The sequence below is a fragment of the Aquidulcibacter paucihalophilus genome, from assembly GCF_002105465.1.
Classification (GTDB): Bacteria; Pseudomonadota; Alphaproteobacteria; order Caulobacterales; family Aquidulcibacteraceae; genus Aquidulcibacter; species Aquidulcibacter paucihalophilus.
In genome coordinates this window covers 1-13,566 of the sequence record NZ_NCSQ01000140.1, presented here as the reverse complement: position 1 = coordinate 13,566, position 13,566 = coordinate 1, and the positions used below count along the sequence as shown (strand labels likewise).

The following is a 13,566-nucleotide window of genomic DNA, read 5'->3' as shown; positions in this document are numbered from 1 at the left end:
ACAACCCCAATTTTGTGCCATAGGTGCTGACGGGGAACAGTGGCATAAGTTGAAATATGAATCAACATTCAATTTTGAAGTCGAAAAACTCTCAGGCCGGCCCAAAAACGCCAAAAACCCGGAAGGGTTTGGCGACAAAGGCAAAACTACTGGAGGCGGCGGAAGCTGAATTTGGTGAACGCGGCTATCACGATGGTTCAATTGTCGAGATTACGCGCCGCGCGGGTGTTGGCCTTGGGACTTTCTACGTTTATTTCGAATCGAAAGAGGCGGTTTTCCGCGCTCTCGTCACACATATGGGCCACGAGACGCGGGCCCACATTGCGCGTCAAGTGGAACAGGCTCCAGATCGGTTGAGCGCTGAGCGGATTGGTATGCGAGCTTTTTTCGAGTTCGCCCGCTCCCATCGCAATCTTTATAAAATTGTGATGGAATCCCAATTTGTCGCCGAAGATAGTTACCGCGCCTATTATGATTCATTTGCGGAAGGGTATCGGCGTAACCTGCAGGCAGCTGTTGACCGAGGAGAAATTAGGCCAGGGGATGCGGATATTCGTGCATGGTCTCTGATCGGCCTGTCTGTGTTCTTGGGGATGCGTTACGCGATTTGGGACGAGACTGCCGACCTAGAACCCGTGGTCGACGCAGCGTTGGACATGATAGAACGCGGTCTCTCTTTGGGCCCAAAGCCATGAAATATATGACCAATCTGTTGGCGCGGCGGGCAGTTCTAACCCCAAACCGGCCTGCCATGACGGAATTAGTTGGTGGCCAAAACCAAACCTATAGCGCCTTGCAGGAGCGGGTTCTGCGACTGGCCACAGTGTTAAAGGCTTATGGCGCTGTCGAGGGTGCCCGTGTCGCTATACTCTGCCGAAATCGCATCGCCTTTTTTGAAGTTCTATTTGCAGCAGCCAATACGGGCGCGATCGTCACCCCGCTCAACTGGCGCGCGCCTTTGCCAGAGCTTTCCCCGTTGGTGGCTGCAGCCTCACCTGTGATGATGTTTTGTGGAACCGAAGATGCGGAGGTCGCGGGTGCTTTGGCAGCTAACTCAGGCGCGAAGCTGATCGACTTCGACCAAGACTATGAAGAATTACTCCAAAATGCCAACCCGTCTCAAGCGCGCCGCCACTGGGCCTTCGATGACATCTGGTACTTGCTCTATACCTCTGGCACCACTGGTCAACCAAAGGCGGTGATCCAGACCTATGGGATGGCGCATGTGAATACCGTCAATCTTGGTCAAGCCATTGATCTGCAGAGCAGCGATGTCACTTTGAACTTTTTGCCTTTGTTCCATACCGCTGGCATCAATCTGCATACGCTGCCGACCTTGTTTGCGGGTGGGCATGTCTTAATCTTGCCGGGTTTTGAGGCAGACCCAGTCATGAACCTCTTGGCGGAAGGCCGCATCTCCACCTTCTTTGGGGTGCCTGCCATTTATCAGGCTTTGAGCCTCCATCCTGAATTTGCAAAGGTGGAACTCGATAGGGTGCGCCATTGGGGGTGTGGTGGCGCGCCTCTCGCCGATGCGTTAGTGCACGAATTTGCCCGCCGCGGTGCCAAGGTCGCCAATGGCATGGGCATGACCGAGACTGGCCCTACGGTGTTTCTCGCAGACCCAGAAACCGCGACGCAAAAGATCGGTTCAGTTGGCAAGCCCCAGATTCTATGTGAAGCGCGCCTTGTTGGCGCAGAGGGGAAAGATGTCGCGATCGGGGAGACAGGAGAATTGTGGTTGAGTGGCCCGGGGATCACGCCAGGCTACTGGGGCAATGCCGAGGCGACTGCTGCTGCCCTAACGCCAGACGGTTGGCTCAAGACCGGTGACCTTGCTCGTCAGGATGAAGACGGCTGCTTCTATATCGTGGGTCGCCTAAAGGAGATGTATATTTCAGGCGCGGAGAATGTTTATCCGGCCGAAGTCGAAAATGTGCTCGCACGTCATCCTGCGATTCTCGAAGCTGCGGTTCTCGGTGTTGCAGATGCGCGCTGGGGCGAAGTGGGTCATGCCTTCATTCTTTTGCGTCCCACTTATGATGCGCCTGAAATTTCAGACATTCAAGCCTGGTGTCGGGCCCAGCTGGCAGCTTTCAAGGTACCAAAACATGTGACTTTCGTTGACGAGTTTCCACGCACCCCTGCAGGCAAAATTCAAAAGCATTTGATCCCCCGTCCATGATTTTGACACCTACTCAAGCCGACCTAAACCTATTTGCAAAGCTTTCAGGCGATGCAAACCCTATTCATGTCGATCCAGCCTTTGCGGCGGCCAGTGGATTTGGAAGGACTGTCGCGCATGGTGCGATGTTAACGGCATGGCTAGTTCGGGCTGCTGGGATTAAAGACGCACCAAGATCGACCTCTGCCATGTTTCCAGCCCCTGCCTTTGCGGGTGAAGCTCTAGAAGTCGGCTTTGATGGTGAAGCATGGCAGCTTAGTCGGCGGCAAGATGGTGAGGTTGTCTGTCGGCTTAGGATTGATGCGCAGATTTCGTCCGAGGAAACTTCATTCATAAAACATGAGCCTAAGCTGCCGCTAAAGGTCGGCATGGTACGTTTCAGTGAAACACCCCTTGCAAGAGATGCGATGGATGCGTTGCAAGACTTACAGGCTCGCGCAGCGGAAAGCCCCTTAAAAGCCGACATTGCTGATCGATTGGCTGGGCAAGCCTTTATGCTGGGTCAAATTTCAACTTTGCTTGGGATGGAGCTACCGGGGCAGGGGACCAATTATCTCAAACAGGAGACGTGCTGGCTTGGCAGCGTGGAGCCCGGTGAAAAGCTTCGCGTTGAAGTGGCGATCACGCGTCTGCGTCCTGAGAAGGCTTTGGTTGATTTGCAGACTCAAGTTCGAAATCTGCGCGGGGATGTCTTGGCGCAAGGCCGCGCGTTGGTTTCAGCCCGCGACGTCAAGGGTGCCTTTTGACGGTTCGGTGACTTCGTTGAATGAGCCTTCTCGATAACGCCATATTGTGCGTGTAATTTTCGAATCGTTTGATCTCAGACGCAGCACGCCAAATCCTGATCCAAATCCGCGTTCGCGAGAGGAAGCTAAAGAAGGGACGGTCATCACGCGTAGGCCACACATTAAAGGCCCAGTAATGTCAAATGCTGCGTGAAGATGCCCACATAGAAGCACGTCGGGCTTGGTCTCGGTGAGATGTCGGGCGAAGACATCAACACCTTTAGGCTCACTCGTTACACCGCCACCCGTTGGGGTTTTAGGGGGATGGTGCAAGGCCAAAATTTTATGGCGTGCGCGCGATGTTCGCAATCGGCCTAAAGCCTCGATCACATTGGGCTGAGCGTAATCGCCTTGTGACCAATCCATTCGCCATTGCAAGCCTCTCGCACTATTGGCAGCTTCAATATGCACAGAGGCATCTGCAGATTGCCAACTAGATAGAAGGCCCAGTCGATCAAATCGGCTGAAAGGGTCCAAAAGACGCAGCGCAAGGTTAAACATCGGCGTATCATGATTGCCCGGGCAACCGACAATTGGGGCCTTGATCGTTTTGAACCAGGCTGCAGCTAGCGCAAATTCGCCACGCTTGCCTGCTTGTGTCACATCCCCCGTAACGATGACACAGGCCGGCCCAATTCTGGAGAGGGCGACACTTGCCGCCCTGAGTTTATCGGGGCTTGCATCGCCAAAATGAATATCACTGATATGGACGAGGGTAGTCATCGAGCGTTTCACGTCCCAAAGCGCTTACCCCTTAACACTCAAACGTTGTTCTTGTAGAGAGGACGAGTGCAGCACGTTGGACGACTCGAAGGTGAACAGAGTGGCCAAAACTACGCCTTTCGCCATCAACAAGACCGACGATTTCTTCCCCATCAATCTCAATCATCTTTTCAGTCACAATATGGGCTTGCGCATAGCCTAGTTGTCGCCACCGGCACGCCAACACATGGGCTGCGAGCCATAAGGTGGAGCCGATCCCTTGCAGGCGAGCCTCCGCAACTTCCAAGCTTGGCAGGTTAAATTCGTCGGAATGTTCTCCTAGGCCGAATGCAGCATCGACAAAGGTGGGAGCAGCAATCACAACATCTCTGCGTTGCCCAGACCCTTGAATTGTCAGTTTCCCGGCAAACAAGTCCCGCCTCAATAACCGAAGCGCACTAAGACCCTTCAAAAAACCGTGGGCCCGGATTGTCTCTCTCATGTCTTGGAAGGCCATCCAGGGACCAAAACCAGATGCCACTAAAAACGCATGCTCATTGGCTAGGCCGCCCGTTAACCAGACCGGCTTTGCTCGTGCAAAATCGCGAAGGATTTTGGTCAAATTGGCATGGCCATGGACACGAAAACATAAGCGGTTCAAGGTGCCGCCGGGCAGGGGTAAAGTTGGCACGTCGAGGCCCCGTAGAGCAAGCGCGACTGTGCGCGCCGATCCATCTCCTCCAAATACCCCAATGGCTAGGACGCCGCTACATGCCAAGCCCAAGGCCTTGTCTTGAAGTTCATGCCCAAAGCATTGGATCAAGGGGACTTGGTCTTCCAAACCCGCTGTCTTCAACGCCCGTCTCAGTCGCATAAGACCAAAGAAGCGGTATGCTCCGGCAGATACATTGACAAGAATGGCAAGGGCCGGGACGGCCTTTTTTGGGGCAAAGTCAAATATATGGCCGGCCGTTGGCTCTTGAGAAATTACCTCGTCCAATCTTGCACTATTCGGCCTCGTTTCGAGGAGATCGGTCATCAAAGGGCTCTATGGGGCAAATGGACGAGTTGAAGAAGAGGAGAAGGCGACCCTTGCGCGACAGAGGGGGGACGGTCTGCACGCAAGGGCCGGCAGGGTGAACAGTTGGGGCTGTTCTTGCCTAGGTTCACCCGCGGTAGGCAGCTTGGGGCGGATTGCCTACCGATTACGATCGACCCTAATGGCTGTGAGCGATTGCCCGTTCTGGGCGCGGTGCGGCTACACCTGCCGCGACCAGTTGATCCTTAACCAACAGCTTTTGCCGTTTGAGGCGGGTGATCAATTCTGGCTCTGGGAAGGGCCGTTTAGCTAAGGCCGCCAACTCACTCTCGAGCCGGGAATGGTGGCTCTTAAGGGCTTCGATACGTCCTAATTTCATTTCATGCTCCTCTATGCTTATGCACGGCAAAGCCCAAAGGACGCGGAAGGGTAAAGGAATTTGGACCCTGACACCGCGCCTAACTGAGGACTCCGGTGTGGCCGACATCGCAACCCGCAATGAGGTTGCCAGAGGGGCCCGGTCCACACAGGAAAGAAATGGTGGCTTACACCGCAAGGTGCAACCGACAAAGTTGTGACTTCACCGGCTTGTGAGAGTTTGTTGATGAGACGTGTGCGGGATTTGGCGCTTGGCGTGGCCTTGTGGACCGCGCTGGACTTGGAGAGCGGCGCTCAAGGTGGCATTTGCCATGGCTTGCAGGTTGCTGAACTTCCAAGTCGTCGTAATCTCATCCAAGTTTCTTAATAGCCGCTGCCATCTTCGCCGCAAGGGTGCGCCTGATTTAAGATAGGACATAGGGGATTGCTCTGCCAAGAGTTGGTGACGCAACTGGTTTGCGTGACGGGGGTCAATTTCGGCTGCCGCGGAAGCAAGACGAGATCTTTCCCGAAACACCAGAGACGTACCATTGCACTGCTGGCTGTTAATCGGTTCAAATCCGGCTCGAGACAGGGTGGCTGTTAACGTGGCCGGCGTAAAGTTCCAGACGTGTGCGAAATGGAATAAGTTGCCACGTTGTTTCTGAACGCCTTCGATATTGGGCACCTCGATGAATAATAGGCCACCCGGTACCAGCCAGCGCCTAAAACAAGCCAAAGCTTCTAGTGGGTCGGCAAGATGTTCGAATACATGATTTAACGTGATCAGGTCAAAGATGCCTGCACCAAAAGCCTCGGGTTCCAGTCTTTGGTTGGTAACTTCGATTCCATAAGTCGCTGTTCCGAATTGCCGATAGCCGTCATTAGGTTCAATGCCTGTGGCGCTGTACCCAAGTTTACCCATCATATAAACGAATTCACCTGAAGATGCGCCAACATCCAAGACCCGGCTTCCTGGTTGGATCAAATTCTTGAGCCGCACAGCTCTTAAGGCAGCGCTCCGCTGCGCACGTAAGGAATGTTTGGGCTTGGGCTTCAATATCCCCTTGTAATTCTTCCGGTAGTCTGACGCATAAAAGGCATCCAGTTCCGCAGCTGTCGGGATAGGGTTGTGACTTACGAGTCCGCACCCGTCGCACATGACTGTCGTAAGGGGTTTGTATCCTCGCCCCATAGTGCCAACAACGGTTCGCTCGGTTTTGCCGCAGACCATGCAAGGGTCTGCCGTAACTTTATCTCCTAGTTTCATGACTGTCTCCGCACTAAGTAGGAAACACTCGATACCGGGCTCGTATCCTCAAATATCTGATCGACTTTGTCAGGGAATTGTCAGCTAGCTTCGGCTAGGCCAAGTATTCGGAGGCCGAATGCGCGTTTTAATCATCGAAGACGAGCCAGAGATTGGTTCAATGCTTTCTCGCGCGCTCGATCACGCCGGGTTTATACCAACACTCGTCTCCGACGGTGAGGCTGGCTGGGCGCAGGGAGATACTGAGCCCTTTATTCTGGCCATTTTGGATATGAACTTACCAAAGCTTGACGGCCTATCCGTCCTAAAGCGCTGGCGAGCAGACGGCGTGACGCTGCCTGTATTGATCGCTTCGGCTCGCGGCAGTTGGACCGAGCGTGTTGATGCCCTAAATGCCGGAGCCGACGATTATATCGTGAAGCCATTTGTTGTTGATGAAGTGATTGCTCGCATTCATGCCGTCTTGCGTCGTGGGGTAGGGAAGGCAGACAATTTGGTACGCGATGGCGATTTAACAATCGACCTACGTGCTCGCAGTGTTTCGGATCGGTCGGGCCCTATCGAATTAACTCCGCTGGAGTTTCGAATTCTTACTTCCTTGATCCGAGCCCCGGGCGAAACAATTTCACAGGCACGTCTTTGTGAGGACGTCTATGGCGATCAAGAATTGCGGCGGGAAAACGCCATTGAGGCTGCAGTGATGCGCCTTAGACGAAAGATTGGACCCAAACGTATTATGACCCGTCGCGGCTATGGCTATGTGTGGACGCTTCAAAGTGATTTGGAAACTGGGTGATGGTTAACTCCCTAAGGTTTGGTCTATGGGCAATCGGCATTGCGAGCGCCATCATTCTGCCGTTGATCGTCGCACTAGGCTTTCGTGCGGCTTTCCAAAATCATGTTGAGCAAGCTACAGTTGCCGAGCTGGAAGCTGATCTTCGCTTTATGACCCGGGGTCTAAAGCTTGAAGACGGCGCAGTGATTTTAGTTCCCAAGGTTTTACCAGATCCAAGATTTGAGGAACCCCTTTCAGGCGTCTATTGGCAGATTGTCGATGACAAGACAAAGACGATTGTACGGTCTGGGTCTTTGGTAACTTTTACGCTAGCACTCCCCGATGACGTGCTGCCGCTCAACACGGTCCATCGCCATGTTGTGAAGGGACCCGAAGGCGTAGACCTTCTCTTACTTGAACGAAGGATTCCGGAGGGGGTTGAGGGAAAGCATAGTTGGCGCTTTGCTGTCGCAATTGATCGCAGCCTTCTGAAAGGTCAAGTCGATGCCATGATGCTTGATACGTCGCCTGTCTTTTTTCTTCTAGGTTTAAGCTTGCTCATCGTCACTTTCATTCAGGGCGGTATGCTGATGGGACCTCTAAGGCAGGCGTCGAGAGCTTTGGCGCTGGTGCGGGCGGGTCGAAAAGAACGTCTGTCAGACATCGTTCCAAAAGAGCTAGCCACGTTTGCACGCGATTTTGACGCGCTTCTTGATGCGGGTGAACGCCAAGTAAGAGAAGCTCGCCAGCGAGCAGCTGACCTGGCCCATAGTCTGCGAACACCGATGGCTGTGCTATTGGCACGGGCAGACGAGATCGATGCTGCGGGCCAAGCTGGTGCTGCGGCTACGATCCGAGACGTCGTGACCGGTTTGGAGCATCGTGCAACTCGTGATTTAGCATTGGCCAATATTCATGGCCCTAATCTTGGCCGGCTCGTTGAGATTTCCCTTGCTCCAGTCATTCATCAGATCGCTTCAGCCCTCGGGCGCACAAGTGGGCGGGAAAACCTGACCTGGGATATTCAAGTTGCACCGGAGCATAAAGTTAGACTAGATCAAAGTGACTTGACGGAGTTGGTTGGGTCTTTGCTCGACAATGCGCGTAAGTGGGCCAAATCGCGCATCTTGATCGCAACAGTTTCCGATCATGCATCATTACGTATCTTGATCGAGGATGACGGACCGGGAATAGAACCACACCAAAGGCGATTGGCTCTGTCACGTGGTCAGAAGCTTGATGCCGCTCTAAGTGGCACTGGTTTGGGGCTGAGTATCGCCCAAGAAATTGTTCTAGCTTATGGGGGCAGTCTCGACTTGTCTGACGGATTGTTGGGTGGATTACGAGTTGCCCTCGAATTGCCTCAAACAAATTTAGGTTAGAAGCCGACTGGGATGAATGCAGCTTGAATTGTATCTGTTAATTGGAAGGCAGAACTAGGGAGGCACTATCGGCGCATGACTCAAGAGCTTGATTGGTGGATGAACCTGCCCACAACCTGCTTCGGTTCCAGCCATATGGAAGAACGTCTTGCAGGCTTGATCATTGCTGGGCGAAAGCGTGCGACTGTTTGGAATGGTCTTGATGATAATCCTACAGCTCCCGGCATGCACTGGGTTGTGACAGCTAAAGGCCGACCAGTAGCCATCATTGAGACCCTATCAGTCGGCCAATGTCGCTTCGATGAGATTGATGCTGATTTTGCATATGAAGAGGGGGAGGGCGACCGTAGCCTAGTCTATTGGCAAGCCGTTCATCAGGCCTTCTTCGAGAAAGAAGGCAGCTTTGCCCCCGACATGATCTTATGGTTGGAGAAGTTTCGATTGTTGGAGGTTTTGGATTTAGACCTTGCCGCCAAGAGCCCCGAAATGGTTGCCCTTGATGAAGCTGAGGCAGCAGAGCTACTGGCAAAACTGTCGGCGGCTTAGCCTAGTAGAGGCTTTCATCTAAATGGAGGCGAACCTCTGCCATGGTTTCAAACACCACATGCGCACCGGCGGTAGCCAAGTCCGATGCCGGCGTCTCCCGCGCAAAGCCGATGACGTGCATGCCCGCGCCGACGGCCGCCTTCACGCCGTTTGGACTGTCCTCAATCGCTAGACACCTACGAGGTACAAAGCCTGCCTTGCGCGCGGCAAGTAGATAAACATCGGGTGCAGGTTTAGCTGAAGTGACTTCGGTAGCCGAGCTTATTTGATCATCAAAAAAGTGGAGTAACCCTACTTGGGCGAGATTGGTCAAAATCTTCTCCCGCTCGCCACTTGAGGCAACCGCCATCGGAATGCCGCGCGCCGCAAGGGCTCTAACGACCTCTTCAACGCCCGGAACAGCCTGAAGCTCAGAGGCAAATCGCGCCTTCAGACGGGCATGGTTTTGAGAAATTTCATCCGAAGTGATTGTGCGCCCAATTCTGTGTTCGATCAATCTATAGGCGGCTGTATCGGATAGCCCCAAGAAGCGGGCACGCGCTTCAATCGCATCCATTGGCCATCCAAGGCTTGTTATCCATTCCGCCCAGACTTCATTGGCAATCGATTCTGAATCCACCAGCACACCGTCACAATCAAAAATGACAAGCTTAGGCATGATTTTGGGGGCGCTTGATTGGTCAAGCATGGGCTCACCTCATCGTGTCACTGAAATCGCGGGGTCTTTGCCCTATTCGCTACATGAAAGAAAGATAGCTAGAAGCTGCGGATCAAATCCAAACCGAGATAGCGTATGTTTTGCGAGGTTGGCGCATTAGGCGCGGACGTTAAGAACCTGCCCTTTACTAGGAGCAAAGCATTGACTTCTAGCCGAAGTTTCCTGGGTTGCAGCCACATGCGTAGCCGAGAATCTAATTGTTGTCCCGCGTAATCGCCCGATCGACCGGATCGATCTATAACACCGGTCGAAGCAAAACTGTCAGTTTTTTCCGCAAGCCAAAGCCCTCGCCAAGCGATGAAGGCATCCACATTTCGCGAAGGCTCCAGTTCAAGCCTCACTCCTGGTGACGATAGATTGGAGCGCCCAATTGCTGCCAGAATACCTGCCGGAGAAATCTCAGCGCGCCGCATTCCATAGAGTGTATCAAAGCGCGTGTCGGTCGCACCTGCCTGATCTCCGCTCGCCCAATCATATTCAACGGATAGACGTGGCTTCCAAGCGCTCTTCCATTGATAACCCCACTCCGCGCGAACATAAGTGGCTTTTACCTGGCGCGAAGGCGCGTTCGGCAAAAGCGACGCGCGATTTTGTCCATTTTGAGAATAGATTTCAAAATCTTGGTCAAACTGACCCGGCTTGGGTTCTTTAAACAGGCGAATGCCGAAGGTCGTCAGATCGCGATCGCGCGTCGGGCGGCTCGGCCGATCATCTTCCTCAAATCGCATCAAAGTCCACTGGCTTGCCAAGCCTTGTTGTCCATTGGGCACAGTCAGGATCGTGCCATACAGACGCTGCGCAGAGGTCTCTAAGTCGGCTTCACCGCGATTATCCAGAACATCGGCCTTCGACTCCGGCAACCGGACTTGGGGGACAACCGCAAGTGCGATAAGGTCGACACCAGAGCCCCAATGCAAATCTAGCCGCGCTCCGGTATAGCCATTGGTCGTGTTGCGATAATCATCAGCGGCAATCAGTCTGCGTGAACCAAGATTGAGCGTCATACGGCCCAGTTGTAAATTGGCAAAACTCGATTTGCCAAAGGGCTCTGACCACCGCCTCTTCACATTGGCTTGGACCAATTCAAGCGTATTCACATCGTTGGCACTCAAAGGTGACCCACTATCCCCACCCCAAGCGCGGCTGTCATAAAGCTCGGCCTGCCCGAACCACCCAGCTGCAAGCGGACCGTTTGCTTCTAAGCGGAGGCGGCTAGACCAAATGGCGTCATTTGAATTGACCCCAACTCGCGCGTGGCCATCGACAGTTTCAAAGCGTGCGCGCAGGGACCCAGATAGCATCCATGTCTGTTCTCGTGCTTGTGCGAGATTGGCAACTGCCGATGTCACAAGGGCTAGGAGCATAAGCCCCCGCATAGTCTAGAACTCTGCCTTAAATGTCGCACCCCAGATACGTGGGTCGCCCGGGATGCCGGTTACAAGACCTGTATTGCCGCCCGGGACATTTAGAAGCTCGAAATATTCTTCATCAAACAGATTGCGGGCCCAAACAAACAGGTCAAGGCCCTGCGGCGTCCTAAAGCCAATCCGCAAATTGGTTAGAGCATAGCCATCGATCCACGTATAGGCTGAAGGCGAGGGATTCGAGGAAAATTTCGACCGAAAATTACCATCTATGCCAACATAGACATCTCCATCCTTTTTAAAGAGGTTGGCTGGCACGGCATATTCTCCCCCATATGAAGCCGCCCATTTGGAGACACCGGGCAAAGCTTGGCCTGAGATGTCGCAGTTATTGGGGCTTATGGAACCGGGTACACCGGGAGCTCCGGGGGTTTGGCCAGCGCCGAGGGCAGCGCCGCCGGAAAGTTCTGGTGGGCATGGCGCATCTCTGAATTTTCGATAGGTTGCATCGGTATAAGCCACGTTGGTGTAGAGCGAGAGACGATCTGTCGGTTGAACGGCAAAGTCGATCTCTGCCCCTTGTGTTCGCACTTCTTCGGCGTTTGCCAAATAGCCGCGCAAGACACCAAATTGGCCATTGGTGACTACTGCCTGATAATCCTCAATATCGGTTCGGAAAAGTGAGACATTGAAGGTGACTTTGTTCTCCCACAGTTTCGACTTTAGCCCGGCCTCATAATGATTGACTGACTCAGGGCGGATTGTTTGCGCGCCCAACAAAGGTTGCCCAGCCGTGTCAGATGGAACACCATTTTGGTTGATCCCGCCTGACTTGAAAGTCTTGGCATAGGACGCATAGGCCAAGATGTCTGGTTGCAGCCTGTAGCTTGCCGTTAGATCATAGGAAAAGTTCCAATCATCAAACTTAGGTTTGTAGAATTGTGGAGCAAAGATGGCCAGTTGTGCCGCACGACGCGCACCGGTTTGACCAAGCAAAACTGGCTGGCCGGTCCCATCAAATACCGTGCGGTCAAACAGACCTTCCTTTTCATCATAATTGACCCGAATTCCGGGTTGGATTGTCAGCTTGTCTGATAGCTTCCAGCTTGCCTGCCCAAACAAAGCGACACTTGTGTTGGTGAGGCCTTGAACATTGATCGCGGTCAGACCATCCAGTACAGTTGGATCGAGCGATAAAGCATTAGAGGGCGCGATATTCCAACGGCTTGAGGCGGGGCCGTGCCGCTCAAGCCCTTGTGTGTCGATCTTTTGATAGTAGGCGAAGACGCCTACGACGAAGTCCAGTTTCTCACCACTTTGATTGTAGCGCAGCTCTTGGGTGTATTGATCCTGTTGCGATGGGTTTTGAGAGTTCGTGACAATGGGAAGTCCCGTAAAGTCGCGATCATTTTCAGGCTTCCAATCCCAGAAGCGCCAGGCGGTGACTGCAGTCAGCTTGCCGGGTCCGCGGTCCCACACCAAACGAATAGAAGCGCCGCCAGTGATATTGCCCGCATTCAAGCTAGCATCAATATCGGTTAAGCGGTCGAATGGATTTCTGCTGACGACCGTATAATTCTGTGCAGCGGCCAGAGCGGCATATTGGCGATTCAGTGGGCGTTGTGTCAGGCCGGTTCGGACAAATACGGTGCCACAGCACTCTGGTTCTTGGGTGTTATAGTCGGCCGCAAAGGTAACATCGAGCTTTTCATGAGGCCGGAACAGCAATTGCGCCCGGACACCCAGATTGTCCTGCTCATTGATATAATTGGTCGTCTTCACATTATAGATGGTGCCACGGCGGCTGGTTGACGAGAGAGCCAAACGCCCCGCCAGTTTGTCGGTGATGGGTCCGGATAGCGCAGCCTTTGCTTGCTTAAAGCCGAGGCTACCAATGGTGACTTCCGATCGACCTTCAAACTCAAAGGTTGGCGCACGGGTGGTGATATTGATCGCACCTGCAGTGGTATTCTTGCCATAGAGCGTGCCCTGCGGGCCACGTAGCACCTCAATCTGGCGCACGTCTAGAAAGTCAAAGGTCGACGATGCCGCACGCGAGTAATAAACGTCGTCAATATAAATGCCGACCCCTTGCTCAATTCCGTCATTGGTCAAACCAAAGGGCGCACCTAAGCCTCGAATATTGGCAGCACTGTTGCGCGGATTGGAAGAATAAAAGGTGAGTGTCGGTGCCAATTGAGTTAGCCGGCCCACATTGAAGCTGCCCGTTTGATCCAATTGACGTCCGCCGACGACAGAGACTGCGATCGGAATGTCCTGAGCGGCTTCATTGCGGCGTCTGGCCGTCACGATGACCGTTTCAGTTTCAGGCGCGAGTTCATCATTTGCCCCCGCTACAGCAAGCCCATCTTCTAAAGTGGAGCCATTCGGGGCCGTCTCAGCTGTAAAAGTTTAAACATGATCGGACGTTTGATATGAATTG

Annotated in this window: 13 protein-coding genes; 6 read left to right on the top strand and 7 right to left on the bottom strand. The window is 53.4% G+C overall.

Annotation, left to right across the window (positions count from 1 at the left end):
- Positions 1 to 128 precede the first annotated feature (128 nt).
- Genes B7364_RS09010 through B7364_RS09000 form a run of 3 tightly spaced genes read left to right on the top strand, consistent with a single transcriptional unit; the run spans position 129 to position 2,931 of the window.
- The gene (locus B7364_RS09010) at positions 129 to 695 is read left to right on the top strand and encodes a TetR/AcrR family transcriptional regulator (protein ID WP_232780861.1); all 567 of its coding nucleotides are present in this window, start codon (positions 129 to 131) and stop codon (positions 693 to 695) included.
- Positions 692 to 2,185: an AMP-binding protein gene (locus tag B7364_RS09005; protein WP_198534145.1), complete on the top strand. Its 1,494-nt coding sequence runs from the start codon at positions 692 to 694 to the stop codon at positions 2,183 to 2,185. Before B7364_RS09010 ends, B7364_RS09005 begins: the two co-directional genes overlap by 4 nt.
- The gene (locus tag B7364_RS09000; protein ID WP_085339664.1) at positions 2,182 to 2,931 is read left to right on the top strand and encodes a MaoC/PaaZ C-terminal domain-containing protein; all 750 of its coding nucleotides are present in this window, start codon (positions 2,182 to 2,184) and stop codon (positions 2,929 to 2,931) included. The genes B7364_RS09005 and B7364_RS09000 overlap by 4 nt, the downstream gene beginning before the upstream one ends.
- Here B7364_RS09000 and B7364_RS08995 read toward each other — a convergent pair.
- The 4 genes from B7364_RS08995 to B7364_RS08980 all read right to left on the bottom strand — a co-directional run bounded on the left by B7364_RS08995 (position 2,902) and on the right by B7364_RS08980 (position 6,338).
- Positions 2,902 to 3,693 (bottom strand): metallophosphoesterase family protein, encoded by a 792-nt coding sequence (locus B7364_RS08995; protein ID WP_085339663.1) that lies wholly within the window; start codon positions 3,691 to 3,693, stop codon positions 2,902 to 2,904. The genes B7364_RS09000 and B7364_RS08995 overlap by 30 nt on opposite strands.
- A 31-nt stretch (positions 3,694 to 3,724) precedes the next feature.
- Positions 3,725 to 4,711, bottom strand: coding sequence for a diacylglycerol kinase family protein (locus B7364_RS08990; RefSeq protein ID WP_085339662.1), 987 nt, complete (start codon positions 4,709 to 4,711; stop codon positions 3,725 to 3,727).
- 178 nt (positions 4,712 to 4,889) lie between these two features.
- Positions 4,890 to 5,090 (bottom strand): YdcH family protein, encoded by a 201-nt coding sequence (locus B7364_RS08985; RefSeq protein WP_106407599.1) that lies wholly within the window; start codon positions 5,088 to 5,090, stop codon positions 4,890 to 4,892.
- A 201-nt stretch (positions 5,091 to 5,291) separates the two neighbouring features.
- Positions 5,292 to 6,338, bottom strand: a complete 1,047-nt coding sequence (locus B7364_RS08980; RefSeq protein ID WP_085339660.1) for a class I SAM-dependent methyltransferase — start codon at positions 6,336 to 6,338, stop codon at positions 5,292 to 5,294.
- Between the two features lie 118 nt (positions 6,339 to 6,456).
- On the opposite strand from B7364_RS08980, the gene B7364_RS08975 reads away from it, so the two are divergent.
- The 3 genes from B7364_RS08975 (at position 6,457) to B7364_RS08965 (ending at position 9,041) form a co-directional block, all read left to right on the top strand.
- A complete protein-coding gene (locus tag B7364_RS08975) occupies positions 6,457 to 7,134 on the top strand; it encodes a response regulator transcription factor (RefSeq protein WP_085339659.1) in 678 nt (225 codons plus the stop codon).
- A complete protein-coding gene (locus tag B7364_RS08970; RefSeq protein ID WP_085339658.1) occupies positions 7,134 to 8,495 on the top strand; it encodes a sensor histidine kinase in 1,362 nt (453 codons plus the stop codon). Before B7364_RS08975 ends, B7364_RS08970 begins: the two co-directional genes overlap by 1 nt.
- A gap of 75 nt (positions 8,496 to 8,570) precedes the next feature.
- Positions 8,571 to 9,041, top strand: coding sequence for an ASCH domain-containing protein (locus tag B7364_RS08965; protein WP_085339657.1), 471 nt, complete (start codon positions 8,571 to 8,573; stop codon positions 9,039 to 9,041).
- 1 nt (position 9,042) lies between these two features.
- Here the strand turns inward: B7364_RS08965 and B7364_RS08960 are convergent, their stop codons facing one another.
- The 3 genes from B7364_RS08960 to B7364_RS08950 all read right to left on the bottom strand — a co-directional run bounded on the left by B7364_RS08960 (position 9,043) and on the right by B7364_RS08950 (position 13,433).
- Entirely contained in the window at positions 9,043 to 9,729 is a 687-nt protein-coding gene (locus B7364_RS08960; RefSeq protein WP_085339656.1) for an HAD family hydrolase, read from the bottom strand.
- A 68-nt stretch (positions 9,730 to 9,797) separates the two neighbouring features.
- Positions 9,798 to 11,123, bottom strand: coding sequence for an alginate export family protein (locus tag B7364_RS08955; RefSeq protein ID WP_198534144.1), 1,326 nt, complete (start codon positions 11,121 to 11,123; stop codon positions 9,798 to 9,800).
- A gap of 15 nt (positions 11,124 to 11,138) precedes the next feature.
- Positions 11,139 to 13,433: a TonB-dependent receptor gene (locus B7364_RS08950; RefSeq protein ID WP_232780860.1), complete on the bottom strand. Its 2,295-nt coding sequence runs from the start codon at positions 13,431 to 13,433 to the stop codon at positions 11,139 to 11,141.
- Positions 13,434 to 13,566: the final 133 nt, after the last annotated feature.